Origin of the sequence: Limnobacter sp., assembly GCF_036405155.1 — a bacterium.
In the GTDB taxonomy this organism is placed as follows: Bacteria; Pseudomonadota; Gammaproteobacteria; order Burkholderiales; family Burkholderiaceae_B; genus Limnobacter.
Genome location: NZ_DASWYD010000001.1, coordinates 234,377 through 251,912, shown reverse-complemented (window position 1 = coordinate 251,912; position 17,536 = coordinate 234,377). Strand labels below are relative to the sequence as shown.

Annotated in this window: 21 protein-coding genes; 10 read left to right on the top strand and 11 right to left on the bottom strand. The window is 54.7% G+C overall.

All coding sequences use genetic code 11. The features are described from left to right. Positions 1-21 precede the first annotated feature (21 nt). On the bottom strand, positions 22-1,410 hold the full coding sequence (locus tag VGE55_RS01215) for an Atrophin-1 multi-domain protein (protein ID WP_331129919.1): 1,389 nt from the start codon (positions 1,408-1,410) through the stop codon (positions 22-24). A 153-nt stretch (positions 1,411-1,563) separates the two neighbouring features. Continuing rightward, on the bottom strand, positions 1,564-2,223 hold the full coding sequence (locus VGE55_RS01210; protein ID WP_331129918.1) for a sugar transferase: 660 nt from the start codon (positions 2,221-2,223) through the stop codon (positions 1,564-1,566). A 223-nt stretch (positions 2,224-2,446) separates the two neighbouring features. Between VGE55_RS01210 and VGE55_RS01205 the strand changes: the two genes are divergently transcribed. After that, entirely contained in the window at positions 2,447-3,442 is a 996-nt protein-coding gene (locus VGE55_RS01205; protein ID WP_331129917.1) for a glycosyltransferase family 52, read from the top strand. Here VGE55_RS01205 and VGE55_RS01200 read toward each other — a convergent pair. From VGE55_RS01200 to gmd, 4 genes are read right to left on the bottom strand one after another with little or no spacing between them, the layout of a single operon-like run. Continuing rightward, entirely contained in the window at positions 3,427-3,921 is a 495-nt protein-coding gene (locus tag VGE55_RS01200) for a GDP-mannose mannosyl hydrolase (protein ID WP_331129916.1), read from the bottom strand. The two genes, VGE55_RS01205 and VGE55_RS01200, sit on opposite strands and share 16 nt — an antisense overlap. Next, positions 3,921-5,096 carry a DegT/DnrJ/EryC1/StrS family aminotransferase gene (locus VGE55_RS01195; protein ID WP_331129915.1) on the bottom strand — a complete coding sequence of 392 codons (1,176 nt, stop codon included), beginning with the start codon at positions 5,094-5,096 and terminating at the stop codon, positions 3,921-3,923. The genes VGE55_RS01200 and VGE55_RS01195 overlap by 1 nt, the downstream gene beginning before the upstream one ends. After that, positions 5,093-6,019 carry a GDP-L-fucose synthase gene (locus VGE55_RS01190; RefSeq protein WP_331129914.1) on the bottom strand — a complete coding sequence of 309 codons (927 nt, stop codon included), beginning with the start codon at positions 6,017-6,019 and terminating at the stop codon, positions 5,093-5,095. The genes VGE55_RS01195 and VGE55_RS01190 overlap by 4 nt, the downstream gene beginning before the upstream one ends. Before the next feature lie 12 nt (positions 6,020-6,031). After that, positions 6,032-7,153 (bottom strand): GDP-mannose 4,6-dehydratase, encoded by a 1,122-nt coding sequence (gene gmd / locus VGE55_RS01185; protein WP_331129913.1) that lies wholly within the window; start codon positions 7,151-7,153, stop codon positions 6,032-6,034. A 126-nt stretch (positions 7,154-7,279) separates the two neighbouring features. On the opposite strand from gmd, the gene VGE55_RS01180 reads away from it, so the two are divergent. The 5 genes from VGE55_RS01180 (at position 7,280) to VGE55_RS01160 (ending at position 10,809) form a co-directional block, all read left to right on the top strand. Continuing rightward, on the top strand, positions 7,280-7,603 hold the full coding sequence (locus tag VGE55_RS01180; protein WP_331129912.1) for a helix-turn-helix transcriptional regulator: 324 nt from the start codon (positions 7,280-7,282) through the stop codon (positions 7,601-7,603). Continuing rightward, positions 7,600-8,382, top strand: coding sequence for a HipA N-terminal domain-containing protein (locus tag VGE55_RS01175; protein ID WP_331129911.1), 783 nt, complete (start codon positions 7,600-7,602; stop codon positions 8,380-8,382). Before VGE55_RS01180 ends, VGE55_RS01175 begins: the two co-directional genes overlap by 4 nt. A 51-nt stretch (positions 8,383-8,433) precedes the next feature. Then, positions 8,434-8,907, top strand: a complete 474-nt coding sequence (locus VGE55_RS01170) for an XRE family transcriptional regulator (RefSeq protein WP_331129910.1) — start codon at positions 8,434-8,436, stop codon at positions 8,905-8,907. Between the two features lie 77 nt (positions 8,908-8,984). After that, entirely contained in the window at positions 8,985-9,461 is a 477-nt protein-coding gene (locus tag VGE55_RS01165) for a nucleotidyl transferase AbiEii/AbiGii toxin family protein (RefSeq protein ID WP_331129909.1), read from the top strand. A 229-nt stretch (positions 9,462-9,690) separates the two neighbouring features. Continuing rightward, positions 9,691-10,809, top strand: coding sequence for a Fic family protein (locus VGE55_RS01160; protein WP_331129908.1), 1,119 nt, complete (start codon positions 9,691-9,693; stop codon positions 10,807-10,809). A gap of 7 nt (positions 10,810-10,816) precedes the next feature. On the opposite strand, the gene VGE55_RS01155 is transcribed toward VGE55_RS01160, so the two are convergent. From VGE55_RS01155 to VGE55_RS01135, 5 genes are all read right to left on the bottom strand, one after another. Next, positions 10,817-11,362 carry a hypothetical protein gene (locus VGE55_RS01155; RefSeq protein ID WP_331129907.1) on the bottom strand — a complete coding sequence of 182 codons (546 nt, stop codon included), beginning with the start codon at positions 11,360-11,362 and terminating at the stop codon, positions 10,817-10,819. Continuing rightward, the gene (locus VGE55_RS01150) at positions 11,359-11,871 is read right to left on the bottom strand and encodes a D-Ala-D-Ala carboxypeptidase family metallohydrolase (protein ID WP_331129906.1); all 513 of its coding nucleotides are present in this window, start codon (positions 11,869-11,871) and stop codon (positions 11,359-11,361) included. Before VGE55_RS01150 ends, VGE55_RS01155 begins: the two co-directional genes overlap by 4 nt. A 306-nt stretch (positions 11,872-12,177) precedes the next feature. Continuing rightward, positions 12,178-12,741 (bottom strand): hypothetical protein, encoded by a 564-nt coding sequence (locus VGE55_RS01145; protein WP_331129905.1) that lies wholly within the window; start codon positions 12,739-12,741, stop codon positions 12,178-12,180. 3 nt (positions 12,742-12,744) lie between these two features. Further along, a complete protein-coding gene (locus VGE55_RS01140) occupies positions 12,745-13,083 on the bottom strand; it encodes a hypothetical protein (protein ID WP_331129904.1) in 339 nt (112 codons plus the stop codon). Next, positions 13,080-13,934 carry a hypothetical protein gene (locus VGE55_RS01135; RefSeq protein WP_331129903.1) on the bottom strand — a complete coding sequence of 285 codons (855 nt, stop codon included), beginning with the start codon at positions 13,932-13,934 and terminating at the stop codon, positions 13,080-13,082. Before VGE55_RS01135 ends, VGE55_RS01140 begins: the two co-directional genes overlap by 4 nt. A gap of 202 nt (positions 13,935-14,136) precedes the next feature. On the opposite strand from VGE55_RS01135, the gene VGE55_RS01130 reads away from it, so the two are divergent. The 4 genes from VGE55_RS01130 to VGE55_RS01115 all read left to right on the top strand — a co-directional run bounded on the left by VGE55_RS01130 (position 14,137) and on the right by VGE55_RS01115 (position 17,535). Next, the gene (locus VGE55_RS01130; RefSeq protein WP_331130110.1) at positions 14,137-15,030 is read left to right on the top strand and encodes a plasmid partitioning protein RepB C-terminal domain-containing protein; all 894 of its coding nucleotides are present in this window, start codon (positions 14,137-14,139) and stop codon (positions 15,028-15,030) included. 224 nt (positions 15,031-15,254) lie between these two features. Then, entirely contained in the window at positions 15,255-15,626 is a 372-nt protein-coding gene (locus VGE55_RS01125; RefSeq protein WP_331129902.1) for a MarR family EPS-associated transcriptional regulator, read from the top strand. After that, positions 15,623-16,789: a nucleotide sugar dehydrogenase gene (locus VGE55_RS01120; protein WP_331129901.1), complete on the top strand. Its 1,167-nt coding sequence runs from the start codon at positions 15,623-15,625 to the stop codon at positions 16,787-16,789. Before VGE55_RS01125 ends, VGE55_RS01120 begins: the two co-directional genes overlap by 4 nt. Positions 16,790-16,809: 20 nt before the next feature. Continuing rightward, the gene (locus VGE55_RS01115; protein ID WP_331129900.1) at positions 16,810-17,535 is read left to right on the top strand and encodes a phytanoyl-CoA dioxygenase family protein; all 726 of its coding nucleotides are present in this window, start codon (positions 16,810-16,812) and stop codon (positions 17,533-17,535) included. The last annotated feature ends 1 nt before the right edge of the window (position 17,536 follow it).

The following is a 17,536-nucleotide window of genomic DNA, read 5'->3' as shown; positions in this document are numbered from 1 at the left end:
AGCCTCTGGGCACTCGGTGACTTACGCAGTCACCAGCCAGGGGCTTTGAAAACCATCATCGACCTGGATCAGCTGGGCTCTGATCCACGGTGCCTTGACCGACGTGTCATCGGGCAACATCACATTGCCTGATCGAATACAAGGCACCACCCGCACAGGTTGGCTTGGCCAAATGAAATCACGCTGACGGCCAGAGCCCAGCCAATCTGTTTGCATCACCACCTGCCATGTCGACGGGTTCATGAAGCGCAACTGGAACAATGCTGAGTCGGCTGCCTGCACCGACACGCGGTAACGCGCACCTGGTTTGACAGGCGCCCAACTGACCGATGCCATGCTGCGGTTGTTGCGGTGTTCAAACTCGGAGCCCTCTGAGGCACCCTCAAACCGAACCGATTGAATCAACGTGTCGAACCGTGCATTGCCCTGCCCTTTCACCCGTACCCACGGGCCACGCATCGAGAGCAGGTTCAAACGCTCACGAAACGCACCAGTGCGGCCATACCCGTCAACCCACGACTGCACCTCAACCACAGGCCGGAGGGCGCGTTGAATGCGCTTCAAATCGTTGGCAACCGCCGTGTTCCATCCGCCTTTGTGCAGGTTGAAATTTGATCCGTTTTCGACATAAATGTAGAACGGGGTGCCCACGTTGCGGTCCACCACATAGCCGCCATACAACTTCAACGTGTTGGCCACCTTGCGCAAATCCAGATTGGCAATCGAGCCCGTGTCAAACCAGTCGGGCAACATCAGCAAACTGCCTTCGGGAATAAAGCCAGTGTTCAGCTGCCAATCCGTATCGGCCGACGTGGCTGGAAACACATAAGGCGTTTGCGACGACAGGCCGTTGTAGGTCAGCGACATGGACAATGCGTGCCTGTAAAAGGGTAGGCCGTCATTGACTTCATGCTTGCGAATCAGACCGGCGATGGGCGGCACTGCAGCGGCGCGGGCACCTTGATAGTAGTGGGCTGGGTCGCCCCAACCCCTGCCGCGCAATTCGGTCCAAGCGTACATGGCAGCCACCCATTGGCCTTCTGCATTTTTTCTCAGCTTGAACAAGGAATGGATAACACCAGCCAGGGGATCAACAATGTCGCAATGACCATCGCTGCCCGTGGCCGGCACCGCGTTGGCAGGCCAACGCGGAATAACCACCTCGGGCTGATGCTCCTCGGCGTCCAGATTCCAAACACCGGCTGAACCAGAGGGACCCACAATACGCATGGGTTGGTCATTGGTGCTGCACAAAAAAGCAGCCGATGAATATGACCCCTCGCCCACCAGTGGGTAGTACTGCGAATCGGGAATTTCTGCATTGCCGAGGCGTACACCGAGCGGGCGGCGGTTCCAGTATGAGGTTGCCGAAAATGGCTGCTCGAATGTGCCAAAACTGGTGCTCGGCAACACCGCATCTAAAACAGGCAACCAAAAGGATGACAGTGCTGCACGTGGCCCCGACAACAGAGCGGTTGCCCCAGAGGTAGCAACCAAACCCAAACGCTTTAACCAAGTACGACGACCAAGCACCCACTACCCCCTACTTCACCGGGGTACTGACTAAGTACCCCGCAACATGGCCAAAGGTGTTTTCACCACCAGGGCCAAATCTGTGGCCAAACTGGCCTGCTGGAAGTATTGTTCATCGTAACGCGCACGGCATGCAAACGTTGTGTCGTGTCTGGCGTGAACCTGCCATACACCAGTCAAGCCCGGTTTGGTGGCCAAATATTTGGCCAAGGCCGTGGAACCATACAAAGCAATTTGATCATGCGCAAATGGCCGGGGGCCAACCACGCTCATGGTGCCATTCAACACGTTGATGAATTGCGGAAGCTCGTCCACACTGGTCTTGCGCAACCAACGGCCCACGGCCGTCACGCGTGGGTCATTTTTCAATTTTTGGGTGCTGTGCCATTCGGCAGCAACAGCGGGGTTGCTGGCAATGAGCGCCTTCAATGTTTGCTCAGCATTGACTTCCATGGTGCGGAATTTCCAGCACCGAAAAATTTTGCCGTTTTTTCCGACCCGACGCTGGGCATACAGGACGGGGCCACCATCCAGCGCCACCAAAGCAACCACCACCAGCCACAACGGCGATGTGAGCAGTAGCACGGTGCTTGCAAAGACCAGGTCAAAAATACGCTTGATAGACGATTGGAGGTATGGCACCACGACCACAGCCGATGCAGGCTGCAAATTGACATCATTGATTTTCATAACAGCACCCCGGCAAGTAGAATTCAAAGCACGCGTGCGCGTGGCGTTTTTGTCTTCTCGCTTCCCAAAGGACTGCACTTTTTAATCGATGTAGCGCATGTTTTCCCGCATTTGTATACGGAACGGAACGAAGGTTAAAACAAACGGGTTCGTTCTGGCTTTTCGCTACCCAGACCGGTATCACCCCCTTTGAAGATACCCAGGCCTGTGCAATGCTGATGCGATGAATCAGCACACTTTCACAATCAACTCCGCAGAGCGTTCGCTGTGCATCTGCCTCACTCCACTGCACGTGCTGATCGCACAGCGGGTGGCTGAATTGCATGGCATCGTGTTCGATATGGGTGTGTACGCCAGCGCTGTCAACGACACGCGTCAACAGCACTACTTCAACGCCATGCGTGGCTTTTGCAAGCGGACAGCGTTTGAGTTGTTGCCGCCGGAGCCCACCCAGCGAGGCTTGATGAAGTACGTGGGTTTGCTTCAATTGCGTAGGCGAATGGTTGCGCGTTTTGCCCGGTTTGGCCGTTTCGACGTGGTGTTGAGTGCCTGCTCAATCAGCCACCACTTGTGGGCACTGCTCACCGCCAGCAGGCCTCAACGTTTGTTTACCTACGATGATGGGTTGCTCAACATTCAAACGGATGCCAGGCACTACCGCAAAACCACCACAGGGCGGCAGCGCCTTTTGCTGAGGTTGGGCGGCATTCGGTATTTCACTGAACGTTTGCTGACCGATTCACTGCGGCACTTCACCATCTACGACCACGCCAACTGGTTTGCGCGCACCCATCGAATTGAACTGCTCGCCACACAGCAAGACCTGCTTGCGCCTGCACAACGCACACCAAGCCAAGTATTGAAAATTTTTGTAGGCCCTTCGCCAGAGCAAGTGGATGAAGTTCGTCCGGCCATGTTGAACTATTGCTCGGCCAACCCCGACGCCTTGGTGGTTCAACACCCACGCCTGCCAACATCAACCATTCCCAGTGCTGCAGCTTTGCAAAGCCACCTGGTGCTGGAGGACCATGTGCAACAGCTGCTGCAAAGCGACCCCTTGCTGGCGATTGAAATCACCGGCGTTGAGTCTTCGGCGTTGGTGAATTTGGCGGGCCTTCCCAGGGTTCGAGTGTTTACCCTGCTACCGCCGACACCCGCGCATGCATCGCGGCTGGAGTTTTTGAGACAGTTCGGGATACAACCTTACGCCCGAACATAGGCCTTCACGTGCGGATGCACGTCGACATGCGCCAACAGCTGGGGAATGGTCATCCAGCAATAGCGGGTGTGTTGCGCCTTGGGTAGCTGCTCAATCCACTGGGTTTCCCCTTGAATACCCAAGTCTAACAGGCTCACCTGATGAGCCTGAACAACATAATGGGTGGGCACACCATCCACACCGGCAAAGTTGTCCGGGTAATGGTGCTCATACAGCCCCTGGAAATATTGCCCGCGCTGAAAGCCTGTCGGCAGGTGAATGCCCAGCTCGTCGAACACAATGCGATCGAATGCATCGTCCAAACGCTCCGTTTTGCGAATCACGCCACCGGGAACAAACCAGGTATGTTGCGCTGGGCGGTTGGATCGCCATCCCAACAGGATTTCGCCGGATGCATTGCGAACGATCAAGTCGATGCTGACCAGCGGTGCAAGGGTGACCACTTGCAACCACTGGTCGGCTGGCAGAAGCTGTGCCATCAGCCTGCAAATGCGCGCTTCAGGTCAGCCATGGCCTCCACCAATGGGTAGTGGTGGTTGCCCACAAACAAGCCATGCTGATCCAGGTAGTCTGCATTGCGCAAATCACCGTGTATTTCGTGGTCGAAATATTTCACACATTCGTTTTTGGCAAAGTTGCCGGCCACAATCGGACGACATTCAAAGCCAGCCTCGTTCAGGCGGCGCAGCATTTCAGCGCGGGTCATGCCGCTGCCGGGGCGTGCAATCAAGCTAAAACCAAACCAACTGCTGGCCCCGGTTTCCTGTTGAATCATCACGAATGGATTGTCGGACATGGCTTCTTGCAGCAAGGCGCCATTCTTGCGACGGTGGTCAATCAGGTTAGGCAGTTTTTTCAATTGCTCAATGCCCAACGCGCCCGACAATTCCAAAGGCCGTACGTTGTAACCGGGCAGCACAAACTTGAATGACTCTTCGAAAGGGTCGTCACTTTTGGTCCCGGTCACCCGGTTGTGCTTGGGCAGGTTGCGTGTCCAGCCATGTGCACGAATGGACAGCAGAATGTGATACAGCTCTTCATCGTCGGTGGTGATCATTCCACCTTCCATGGTGGAAATGTGGTGCGAGAAAAAAGAGCTGAAACTGCCCATGACACCGAAAGTACCAGCCTGCTTGCCTTTGTAGGTGGCGCCCATGGATTCGCAGTTGTCTTCCATGTAGAAAATGTTTCGACCTGCGATCAAGGCATTCAGTGCGTCAAAGTCGTTGGGGTTGCCGAGCAGGTTCACCACAAAAATCATGCGGGTTTTGTCGGTGATGGCCGAGGCCAGCGCCTGCATGTCGTAGTTCAAGGTGTTCAAGTCAATGTCCACAAACTTCACCCGCAGGCCATACTGCTGCAGGGGGTGGTAGGTGGTGCTCCACGACACCGCAGGCACAATCACCTCGTCACCGGCCTTCAGGCGTAGGCGTTCATTCTGCGTATAAAACAGCGCAGCGACCATCAGCAGGTTGGCCGACGAGCCCGAGTTCACCATCACCGCATGCTTGCTGCCAAACAGCTTGGCGAAGTCGCTTTCGAAGGCCTGCACTTTCTGCCCCATGGTGAACATGCCAGAGGCAATCACGGACTGCATGGCTGCGTACTCTGCATCGTCCCAGGTGGCTGTGGCCAATGGATATTTGAAATTCATGCACTCACCTTTTCCAGATAAAATTCAATGGTCTTTTTCAAGCCTTCTTCCAGGCTGTGTGCGGGCTTCCAGCCCCACGCGGTTTGGCGACTCACATCCACCATTTTTCGCTTCATGCCCACGGGTTTGCTCAAGTCGTGCACAAAAGTGCCTTGCCAACCCATCACCCGGGCCACCGTGGCGTAGTAGTCGTTCACTGTGTGGTCATCACCCAAGCCAATATTCACCACCACGGGCATGGCGTCAAAATGACCGATGGCATGCATCACCGCATCGGCCACATCACCGGCATACATGAACTCACGGCGCGCGGTGCCATCGCCCCAAATTTCAACCGTGGGCTCGCCGTTGACTTTGGCCTGCCACACCTTGTGGATGATGGCCGGAATCAAGTGCGAATGCTTGGGGTCGAACTTGTCATGACGACCGTACAAATTGCATGGCACCATGGTTTTGTATTGGCGGTCTGCATGGGTGCGGGTGATGTACTCGCACAACCGCGTGCTGACAATTTTTGCAATCGCATAGCCCTCGTTGGTCGGCTCCAGGGCACCCGCCAAAATCAGGTCTTCAGCCAAGGGGCTTTGAGCCTGTGCCGGGTACATGCATGAGCTGGCCATGTTCAACAATTTGGGAACACCCGCCCCATGGGCCGCCATGATCACATTGCGACCCATGTCCAGGTTTTCAACCAGAAACTCCACCGGGTGTGCCATGTTGGCTTGAATGCCCCCCACCCGTCCGGCGCAGTGAATGACCAGGTTGGGCTGGTGCTGCAGCATGAACGCTTCAACAGCCGCCTTGTTTTGCAGGTCCAGTTCGGTACGGCCCGGCGTGATCAGGGTGTGTCCGCCCGCCTGCTCCAGGCTTTCGCGGATGTTTTTGCCGACCATGCCATTGGCACCGGTGATTAATATTTTCATCGCCTGGCCTGCTCAACGTTCGGTGCTGATTTGCACGTCATACCCGTGCTGCCTCAACAGCGCATGGCGGCGTGCACTTTCCAGGTCGGTGTCCACCATCTCGTCCACCATCTGCTGCAGTGTAATGCGGGGAGTCCAGCCCAGCTTTTCTTTGGCTTTGGTGGGGTCGCCCAGCAGGGTTTCCACCTCCGCAGGGCGGAAATATCGAGGATCGATTTCAACAATCACATCACCGGGCTTCACCGCTGGAGCACGGTCGCCCTCCACGTTGGCCACCACGCCTTTTTCGTTCACCCCTGTGCCTTGCCAGTCGATGCTCACACCCAAACGCGCAGCGGTAAATTCGATGAACTCGCGTACGCTGTACTGCACGCCGGTGGCAATCACGAAGTCTTCCGGGTTGTCCTGCTGCAGCATCAACCACTGCATTTCGACGTAGTCTTTGGCGTGGCCCCAGTCACGCAAAGCATCCATATTGCCCATGAACAGTTTCTGCTCGAGGCCCACAGCGATGTTGCACAGCCCACGGGTAATTTTGCGGGTTACGAAAGTTTCACCACGCCGCGGACTTTCGTGGTTGAACAAAATACCGTTACAGGCATACATGCCGTAGGCTTCGCGGTAATTGACGGTAATCCAGTAGGCATACAACTTGGCCACTGCATAGGGGCTGCGGGGGTAAAAGGGCGTTGTTTCCTTTTGTGGAATTTCCTGAACCAACCCGTACAGCTCCGAGGTAGACGCTTGATAAAAGCGGGTTTTCTTTTCCAGCCCCAAAAAACGAATGGCCTCGAGCAAACGCAGAGTGCCCATGCCATCGACGTCTGCAGTGTATTCCGGGCTTTCAAAACTGACCGCTACATGGCTTTGCGCCCCCAGGTTGTAAACCTCGTCGGGCTGCACCTCAGAAATGATTCGAGTCAGGTTGGAGCTATCGGTGAGGTCACCGTAGTGCAACTTGAAGCGTGCATTTTCAACATGGGGATCTTCAAAAATATGGTCCACCCGCTGCGTGTTGAACAATGAGGCACGGCGCTTGATCCCATGTACCTCGTAGCCCTTGGACAACAAAAATTCCGCCAGGTACGAGCCGTCCTGACCTGTAACACCCGTGATGAGAGCAACTTTTGCCATGATGAAATGCGTTCTCTGTAAATATTTAACAAGCCCAAGACTAGGGGATAAATACGGTTAGGGAAATGCTATTCAGTCAAATAAACGACTGATATATTCATCATTTATTAATTATGCATTGTATGTATGAATACAAACGACGATATTTCACCACCAGCAAACCTCAAAAACCCCTTGGACCTGGCCCATCTGGTGAAATCCCACCGTTTAACTGCCAGCCCCAAGGCGGGAAAACCCACCGGCGGAAAAATGACTGCCGAAACATTGGCCGAACTGGCTGGCGTCAGTCGCGACACGATTTTCCGAATTGAAAGGGGTGAGGATGTGTCGTTTGCCACGGCCATGCGGGTGCTGCGGGTGTTTGGTCTGGCGCTGCATGCTGCAAAGCCCGAGGTGCCTGACCTGTATTCGGCGGCTAATTACTTTAAAACCGACGGGCTCACACCATGAGCCTGGAGCAGTATCCGCTATTGCGGCAACTGCCCCGCCTGGGCGGGCCGGTCAAGGTATTGCAGGTGTTCAATGCAGGCAAAGCCTGTGGTTGGCTGGGCCATGAAGACGGCGGTGAATACTGGTTTCACTATGCCAGTGGAAGCATCGAGCAAGCCGCTGTGAGCGTGCTCATGCCCCCCAGCCGCAACCTGTACCGCTGGCCTGAATTGTTTCCGGTGTTTGAGCAACACCTGCCAGGCCCGGCAGGTTGCGCCCTGCTGCAAAGCCTTTACCCGGAGGTGCCCCTGGGCCCACTGGAGCTTCTCAGCCTGGTGGGGGCCAACACTTTGGGCACGCTTACCTTTGCCAACCCCGATGCGCCGTTTGTTCAAGCCCGAAGCTGGACCACCGAGGCAGAACTGGCCAGGAGGCCATTGGACACCTTGGGCAGCGCTGCGGTGCCGCTATTGAGCAGCCTGAATGCGCAAGGGGACTGCGCCGCGCTGGTGTACGCACACCGTGCTTTCAACCTGCCCAGCGTGGTGGCCTGGGCAGGCACTTTGGCTGCACAAACCGCATGGCTTGAAGACCTGCCTTTGCGACAGCACAGCATACAAACCGGTGAACACCTGCAGTGGGCACTGCGTGCCGATGTGGATGTACAGGGCTTGCGCCAGCCTTGGGAAGCACCTCACAGTCGGCTGGGGCTAAGCCGGGCTGGGTTTGCTGCGTTAAAAAAGAACCCACGCCGCTGGCGTTGGGTTGCGCAGGAGTTGGCTTACCTAAAAACAGCTTAAATGTTTCTTATTATTTACAATACAATATTTTTGTATACAATAAGAAACATCATGTCGAAAAACATTGCCCACACTTTTGAACAATCCGCCGCAGCCGCACAGCGGCTTGGCGCATTTATCGCCAAACGCCGCAAAGCGCTCAAGGTGCCGGCCACGCAAACCGCGCTGGCGGCAGGTATATCCCGCCTCACCTTGCATCGCCTGGAACAAGGCAGCACCAGCATCACGTTGGGGGCCTGCCTGAATACCATGGCTGCACTGGGCCTACTGGGCGCCGTACCTCCACAAGAGAACAGCCATTCACCCATGCTGCCGAGCCGGGTTCGCGTCAATCAATATCCTGAATTGCAAAAATTGGCATGGCAGCACCATGATGATGCGGAAATCAGCCTGCAGGCTGCGTTCAAGCTGTATCAAAACAACTGGCGCCATGTTCAAGTTGCAGCACTCGGCGAAGCCGAAATACAGTTCATCACCCTACTTGAGCAAGCTTTCGAAGAGGCCTTGTTGCATGTTCAACCGTAAACACCATCAATTGATTGCACTGGCGCTGCAAGGCCTCAACGCCCCCAAACTGGCAGAGCACCAGTGCTACTTTGGTCTTGCCAGCAGCCAGTCAGTGGGTTCAATTTGGCGAACTGCGGTCTGATCAATACGGCATCCGCACCCGCCTTTTGGTGATGGGTACACCTATTAAGTTTGAAATCGTGCTGGAAGGTCGAATTCAGTTGGATGCCCCAGGCCCAGATGAGCACATACTCGGTGTTGCCACACTGCGTAAAACAGACCTCATTGCAAGCAAACTGTTGGCCAATTCCGACCGCTGGGCCGACCCGTCCGTCAATACCCGAGACCTGATCGACCTGGCCATGATGCACCCTACACATGCTGAGTTCGAATTGGGCCTCCAGAAAGCCAGACGCGCCTACGGCGACTCCATTCTGAGTGACCTGCATAAGGCCATCCATGCGGTGCAACAACAACCAGAACGGCTGTTAAAAGCCTGTGAACGCATGGCGATACAAATACCGCCCGCGCAGTTGATGCAACACATATTGGCCTTGAACAGTTTGCAATAGCGTTTTGCGGGGCAGCACTTGGCCCGCCAAAACTCCACTCCCCTCTACGGTCGCCCCCACAATCTTGTCGTAAATTAAGGAATATAGTTCCGTAAATTAAGGAATGAAACCCCGTTTATGCCGGAACAATACTCTTTGAAAACAGTGAATTAAAGACACCTCAAGTCACGATTAAGGCTGGGCATCAGGCTCAGTTGACCCGGCGGTGAATCAACCCTACAATCACCGCATGAAAAGCGGTGATTACTTCTATGTTTGGCAGCGTGATGATTGGCCACAGTGGCGCTATCACCATCAGCGGCTTGCCCCTTTGCTGGCCCAGGTTCACCGGGCACAGGGCCGGCTGCAAGGCCGCATGCAGCCGCTGGGGTTCGAGCTGCAAAACCAAGCTGCCTTGAGCGTGTTGACCGAGGATGTCGTCAAAACCAGCGAAATTGAAGGTGAAATACTCAACCCCAATTCCGTTCGATCGTCCATCGCACAGCGGCTGGGTGTTGACATTGGCGGGCTAGCACCCACCGACCGGCATGTTGATGGCATGGTCGATATTGTGCTGGATGCAACCCAACAGCACCATCAACCATTGACCCCAGAACGTTTGTTCGCTTGGCATGCCGCCTTGTTTCCAACAGGCTACAGCGGGCTGAGCAAAATTCGAGTTGGACAATGGCGCGACGACGCCCAAGGGCCCATGCAAGTGGTTTCTGGTCCGGTCCACCGGCGAACCATCCACTATGAAGCCCCCCCAGCCAACGTGCTGAATGCAGAAATGGCCAAGTTTCTGCATTGGTTCAACAAGCACCAACATGACGATGCTGTGATTAAAGCTGGGTTGGCCCACCTGTGGCTTGTGACTGTGCACCCCTTCGACGACGGCAATGGTCGCATTGCGCGTGCGGTGGGCGATATGGCCCTGGCGCGTGCTGAACAGGCCTCGCAACGCTTTTACAGCCTTTCTGCACAAATACAAAAAGAACGAAAGCAGTATTACGATCAACTGGAGGCCACACAACGCGGAAATCTGGATGTCACTGACTGGCTGGAATGGTTTCTTTCCTGCCTTTTGCGGGCCATTGAAGGGGCTGAAGGTCTATTGTCGGCTGTGCTAAACAAAACGTTTTTCTGGCAACACTGGGCTGGAACACCGCTGAACACGCGCCAAGTGAAATTGATCAACAAACTACTGGATGGCTTTGAAGGAAAGCTCACCAGTAGCAAATGGGCGGCGATTGCCAAATGCTCGCAAGACACAGCCTTGCGGGACATCACCGAACTACTGGCCCTGGGACTACTGAAAAAACACGATGCTGGGGGCCGCAGCACCAGCTATGAATTGGCAGGTTTCTAAAACCCCCCTAGCTTCTAGGCTTGTCAACAATGCCCGGTTCAATGCCTTCATATTTTGGCGGGGTTGGAGCGACGTCGGCAGAGTAAGGGACGGGAGACGTCTTACAGCGAAGCAGATTCACTGAAGTTTGTGGAAATTTTGGGTGAATCATTTTTACCAAACCATCTGCACTTTTTTCAAGGTGCATATACCCATCTTTAAAGATGTACATTTCTTTGCTGCTTGGCCGCTGCACTTGCACTTTAACCAGGTTTCGGTCAACTACATAACCGGTTACCCTATCCAACTCCTCGTATGGCTCCCCGTCCGAGTCGCTGCGAAGGTAAAAGTAATGACTACCCCATTGAAAATCAGGCCTTTTGCAAGCAACATGGATATCAAAACCCTCGTGACCAGATGCCACCCACTGACCCAACAACCAATTTTCTTGAACTACAGGCTCACTCGATGAGCCTAATTGAACTTCTGCTGAATTTGAATCAACATGTTTGCTACAGGCTGACGCAAAGAACACACAAGGCAGCAGAGAAATATGAAGAAATTTTGAAATCATGGATGCGCCTTTGTCGTTAAAACAGGCTCAGTCAGCAGAATACCTTTGTGGAGAATATTTGAGTTTTTAAATTTTGTTTGAGCTTCGGGGCCTCTGGGGCTCGCAGGGTAACCACAATGTACCCAACCAGAAGAAGGTATGCCAGATGTGTAATGTTCCAAAATCAACTGGCCATGATTTAGATTGTCCCGAACCCAACACGCCAAGTCGTAGTTGCTCATTCCCCGCACCTCAAAGTCAGCGGCTTGGCCTTTACAGTGCTGGGAAGTAACCGATCCGCCAACGGCTCTGTTCACTGCAACACTTCGATATGCACTGTTGATGGTCAGCCGCGGGCCAAACTCCTCAAACAGCGGGTGAAGAATGTTCATCGCCAATTCACGCAAATTGGCGATGATGATTGGGGACTCGGGCTGGTTCGGTAAACCCGTGCTTGTGACTGTAAGCTCGCGCAACGTGAAGTACTGCGTTACACAGGCTGGAAATTTTGCGGTGCAGGTTTGGGGCATGGCGTGCTGGGTTTTGGCGGAAAGCTCACACACTAGCACCGACGGTTTAAAACCGTAAAAACGCCACTCTTACGGGGGGCTCCATATTAAAGGCTATCAACCCGAACCAAAATCTTGCCAACCTTGGGTGCTATTTGTACACTACTTGCACAACTCACCCGCTGACCGTTCGGTAATCCGAATGCTCTTTGGGCGACAGGCCGCCTTCGGGCGGCTTTGTCATTTATAGACTACCGATCAAATACTTTTGACTGCATTTGTAGCCATACACTTCAGCATTGGTCGAAAACGCCAAGCTCAGCGAATCTAGCTTCGCGGCCTTTCAACAATACCCGGTTCAATGTTGTCGTACTTGGGTGGGGTGGGTGCCACATCGGCGGAATACGGAATGGGTGAAGATGGGCATTTGAACAATACAGGCGAGTGGTTCGGGAATTTCCGGCGAATCATTTTCATTGATCCGTCCGACTGGCGCTCGAAATGCATGTACCCGTCATCCAATATATGCGCCTCGTAACTCGTCGGGCGCAACACATGCGCCTTAATCAGTTTTCCCTCAATAACGTACCCCTCGACTTTATCTAATTCCTCGTAAGGGTCACCGTCTACATCGCCACGCCAATAGGCGTATTGCTTTCCAAACTGACTATCAGGCCGCTGACAGGCCTTGTCCAATTTGAAGTCTTCACCGTTGTCCGTTACCCACTGCCCGAGTAGCCAATTCTCTGGATCTTGCGCTGGCTTAGAAATTGTTTCTGTTGGTTTATTACATGCCAATAGCCCAATGGTGACCACCAGCGTTAGTACATACCCCAAAGTCAACTGCTTAGACCTTAAGATGTTGAGATGAAATTGAGCCTTTAAAAACACCACCTACCCCACCCACTTCAGCACATCGCTCAGTGCATCCACGCCCTTGGCCACGGTGGTCAATACATCCACCGTATGTTTGGCTTTGTCAACGCGCTGAGCCAGGTTGGCCATGGCTGCTTGCAGACCGACCAAACTCGCTTTCGCTTCCTGGGTGAGTTGGCTCAATTGGGCATTCTCAAGCTTCACCAACGCCATGTAGGCCGTGCTGAGCTGCTGCTGGTGCTGTTCGCGCTGGCTTGGGTTGAGTTCAGCAATGTCGATTCGGTAGAGGGCCGCAAACACACCTTGGGTGTGCTTGCGCAGTTGGTGAAGGTCGGTGTTGACAGAGGAGTTGCTCATGGGTTGGCCTGCCGAGTTTGAAGGGTTTGAATGCTGGCTTGCAGCTCAGTGAACACACCGCTCAACTGGTTCATGCTGCCCTGGCCGCGCAGCACATCCAGCCAGGCCTGCTGCATGCGCAGGCTGGCCTGCCGGGCTTCTTCAAGCAAGGCAATGGTGGGGGGTGGTTTGATGCTGTTCATCCATGCCTTTTTCCAAGTTTCGCCCAGCTTCTTGTCAGCGAGGTAAGGCTTTTCTACCTCGTCGCGGTAAGCCACTTCGCGGGCCAATTGCTCCCGAAAGGTGATCCACTGCATTTGCTCCTCCAGCACCTGCTGGTTAAACAGCAACGCCTGCCCCACCACGCTGGCATCCCGTTGCAGCACCAAAGCCACCTCGCGGTTGTGTGCGGCAGTGGCCACATGCCCCGCCAGGCTAGCCACACTATTTTTAATGGGCGTAGCCAAACCCGGTAGATTGGGCACTGCCCCCAAGGCATCGGCCAACGCCTTTACATTTTTTTGGGTGGCAGCGCTTTGGTCTCCTTTAGCGAATGCTTGAAGCTGTGCAAAGTATTGGGCTTGCAAGTCGAGATAAGTATTGACCAGGCTCACAGTTTGAGCCCGTTCACGCATGGCCTGGGTGTGATCTTCCAAAGTTGCCTGGGTGCGCGGCAGGTTGGGTAACAGGTCGGCTGTAAATTCAAGGGAATGGCTAAGCGCTAAGGCGTTGACCTTCTTGAGGGTGGACACATACTGCTGCCCACCTTCAGCCACCTGCTGTGCAGTGGATGAAAAAGGCGGCGTTGAACATGCCGTGGCGCTGAATAGAAGCACTGTGGCAAGTAGATTGAGGCAGATTTTGGGCGACACAACACACCTTTATAGCATGGCAAAGGGCAACACTGTAGAGAAAATACGGACAGGATGAGAAGTGCTGCGTTGGGTGTCACCAGAATACGGGAAGCCCACACACCAAGTCGCTCGGGAAAGCGGCACAGCATTTCCCAACCGAGACGAGATCAAACTGCCCGCCTCCTGCCACAGCCTAGTGCGTGCTGAGGGCTTGGACACCGTGCCCAAATACCCTGCTGAGCGGATCAACACACTGGGCAGCGACAGCGGCGATATGAACACCCGCAAGTACAAGCAGATCGTCTCCAGCATCAACGAGGTGGGGCCGATCGAGCCGCTGTCCGTCATCCAGCCCGACCGCAAAAAGCCTGAGTACCTGGTGCTGGACGGCCACCTACGCGTATTGGCTCTCAAGGAGCTGGGCATGAGTGTCGGCCCCTGCCTGTTCGCAAAAGACGACGAAACCTTCAGCTACAACCACCACATCAACCGGCTCTCGACCATCGCCGAGCACTACATGATCCGCCGCGCCTTCGACCGGGGCGTGAGCAAGGAACGCCTGGCCCGGGCCTTCAACGTCAACCTCAGCTCTATCAACCGGCGCATCAACCTGCTCGAAGGCATCTGCCCCGAGGCCATCACCCTGCTGCAAGACAAGCAGTTCACCCCAGACGTCACCCGCATCCTGCGCAACATGAAGGCCGCCCGCCAGGTGGAGGCGGTGGAGCTGATGATCGCCAGCAACACCATCACCGTGGCGCATGCCGAAGCCTTGCTCAAAGCCACGCCGCCCGAGCAACGCACCGACGTGAAACCAGCCGAGCGGGAGAAGAAGACCGCGCCCATCGAGCAGATCGAAAAGCTGGAGAAGGAGATGAGCCAGGTGCAGGAGAAGTACCAGGAGGCTGAAAGCTCCGACGGTTCCGATCTGCTCAACCTGGTGGTGGCCAAGGGCTACCTCACCAAGCTGCTGGCCAACGGAGCCGTCGAGAGCTACATCGGGCGCCACGAGCCAGAGATCCTGACCCATCTGGAACTGGTGGTGAACACCGTCAGCATCGAAGAAGCCGTGCAGCAGCAGGGGCTGGAGCAACCGGCAGAGGCCGCCAGCTGATGCCCATCGATTATTAAAACGAAAAAGAATTCCGTTCAACTCTCGAACGGAGGCGTTGTTTACGGTAGACTTGCTCGACTTCTTACAAAAGTGCAGTACCTACCGATATCCCCGCTACACCTTAGAACGCGCATGCTGATCGTGACACGGCATGGCGGTAGCGTGCTTAAAACACATTGCGGCCTTTTTACAGCCACCCGAAAGACCGAGACGACGCAAAAGCCATGACCAGCCGCCAAGCCAAGATCCAAGAAGACACCCATTTCCGGATCATGCGCATCTTGCAAAATAACCCGGACCTGACCCAGCGCGAACTGGCCGAAATGCTCGGCATGAGCGCGGGTGGGCTGAACTACTGCCTCAATGCCCTCATCGACAAGGGCTTTGTGAAGATGGGGAACTTTCAGAAGAGCAAGAATAAGTTCAAGTACGTCTACCTGCTCACCCCCCAAGGCATTGCCGAAAAGGTGGCTCTGACCAGCCGATTCCTGAAACGCAAGATGGAGGAGTACGACGCGCTGAAAGTGGAGATTGAGGCGCTGAAGTCCGAGGTGGGTGAAGATGAGGCCAATGGCCTCAGGAAGGCGACCAAATGAAAATTGCCATCGCCGGAACTGGTTACGTTGGACTCTCCAACGCAATACTGCTCGCTCAACACAATGAAGTTGTGGCGCTAGACATCGTCCCCGAAAAAGTCGCACTGCTGAACCAAAAAAAATCCCCGATCGAAGACCAAGAGATCGAAGACTTCCTGGCCAACAAGCTCCTTAACTTCCGAGCCACACTCGACAAGGCCGATGCATACACCGGGGCCGATTTCGTCATCATCGCCACTCCCACCGACTACGATCCCGAAACCAACTATTTCAATACCCGATCCATCGAAGCAGTCATCAAAGACGTTACGGCCATCAACCCGAAAGCGGTGATGGTCATCAAGTCCACTGTGCCCGTTGGCTACACCGCCAGGACCCGAGAAGCTGTTGGTACGCAAAACCTCATCTTCAGCCCCGAATTCTTGCGCGAAGGCAGAGCCCTCTACGACAACCTGCATCCCAGCCGCATCATCGTTGGCGAAAAATCAGAACGCGCAGAAACCTTCGCCAAGCTTCTGCAACGGGGTGCCATCAAGCGAGACATCCCCACCCTGTTCACCGACAACACCGAGGCCGAGGCGATCAAGCTGTTCGCCAACACCTACCTTGCCATGCGGGTGGCATTCTTCAATGAACTCGATACCTACGCGGTCACCCACCAGTTGGAGACACGTCAGATCATCGACGGCGTGTGCCTTGATCCCCGAATCGGTAACCATTACAACAACCCGTCGTTCGGATATGGCGGCTACTGCCTTCCCAAGGACACCCGGCAGCTGCTGGCGAACTACCAGGACGTGCCTCAGAACCTGATTCACGCCATCGTCAAGTCCAACAGCACCCGCAAGGATTTCGTAGCCGAGGATATCCTTAGCAGGCAGCCTCGAACAGTCGGTGTCTACCGCTTGATCATAAAAGCAGGTTCCGACAACTTCCGTTCGTCAAGCATCCAGGGTGTGATGAAGCGGATCAAGGGCAAAGGCGTCGAAGTCGTGATCTATGAGCCCAGCCTGAAAGAGGCCTCCTTCTTCGGATCTCGCGTGATCCAGGACCTCGAAGAATTCAAGCGAGTCTCCGACCTCATCGTTACCAACCGCAAGACCGACGCACTGGATGATGTGGAAGTGAAGATCTACACACGGGACATTTTCGCAATCGACTGAATATTCACTGGAACCCAACAATGACGAGCTACCCTGCCCTCCAATTTGATATGAATTCCCTAGCTTGCCGGCTGCAGGAGTTGAAGGACAAAGGCTTCATCCTCATCGAGGATGCGCTGCCTACGGAGTATTGCGAGTCCATCGCTAGTTTCATCGATGCTCACCTCGACGAGCAAGGCGGCGAGCACGAATCTGGCCACGTCGGTACGATGCAGCGTATTTGGTCGGCCGAGAAGTTCTCGGGCATCGTACTTGACTACAAAGACAAGTGCTCACGCATTCTTAGCACACTGTTTGGACAGCCGCTGCAGCCTCAGAGGATTCTCGCGATGCGGGACAAGGCCATCCCCTTCAAGACGCAAGAGGAACGCGACCGATTCGCCAAGGGTCGCTGGCATTACGACTCCTGGACCGACCAGTACAAGATTTTTCTCTTCCTGAAGGATGTGGGACCGGACAACGGCCCCTTCGAGTTCATCCCCGGCACCAATGGCACCTTCAAGAGGAAACTCGCGTTTACCCGCCCATGGTGGCTATTCAACCCCTTCACCCACTTTACGTCAACCAAGCGTCCGTATCAGAGCATCGCAGACGAGCGTGTGCAGTCGATTATCGAACGCGGTTATCCCAGCTTTCCCCTAGTAGCCAGACAGGGGACGATGCTAATTGTTAACCCATCTGCCTTGATTCATAGAGCCTCGCCTATTAATTCTGGTAGTCGTTATCTTTCTGTTGCTTATTTTTGAA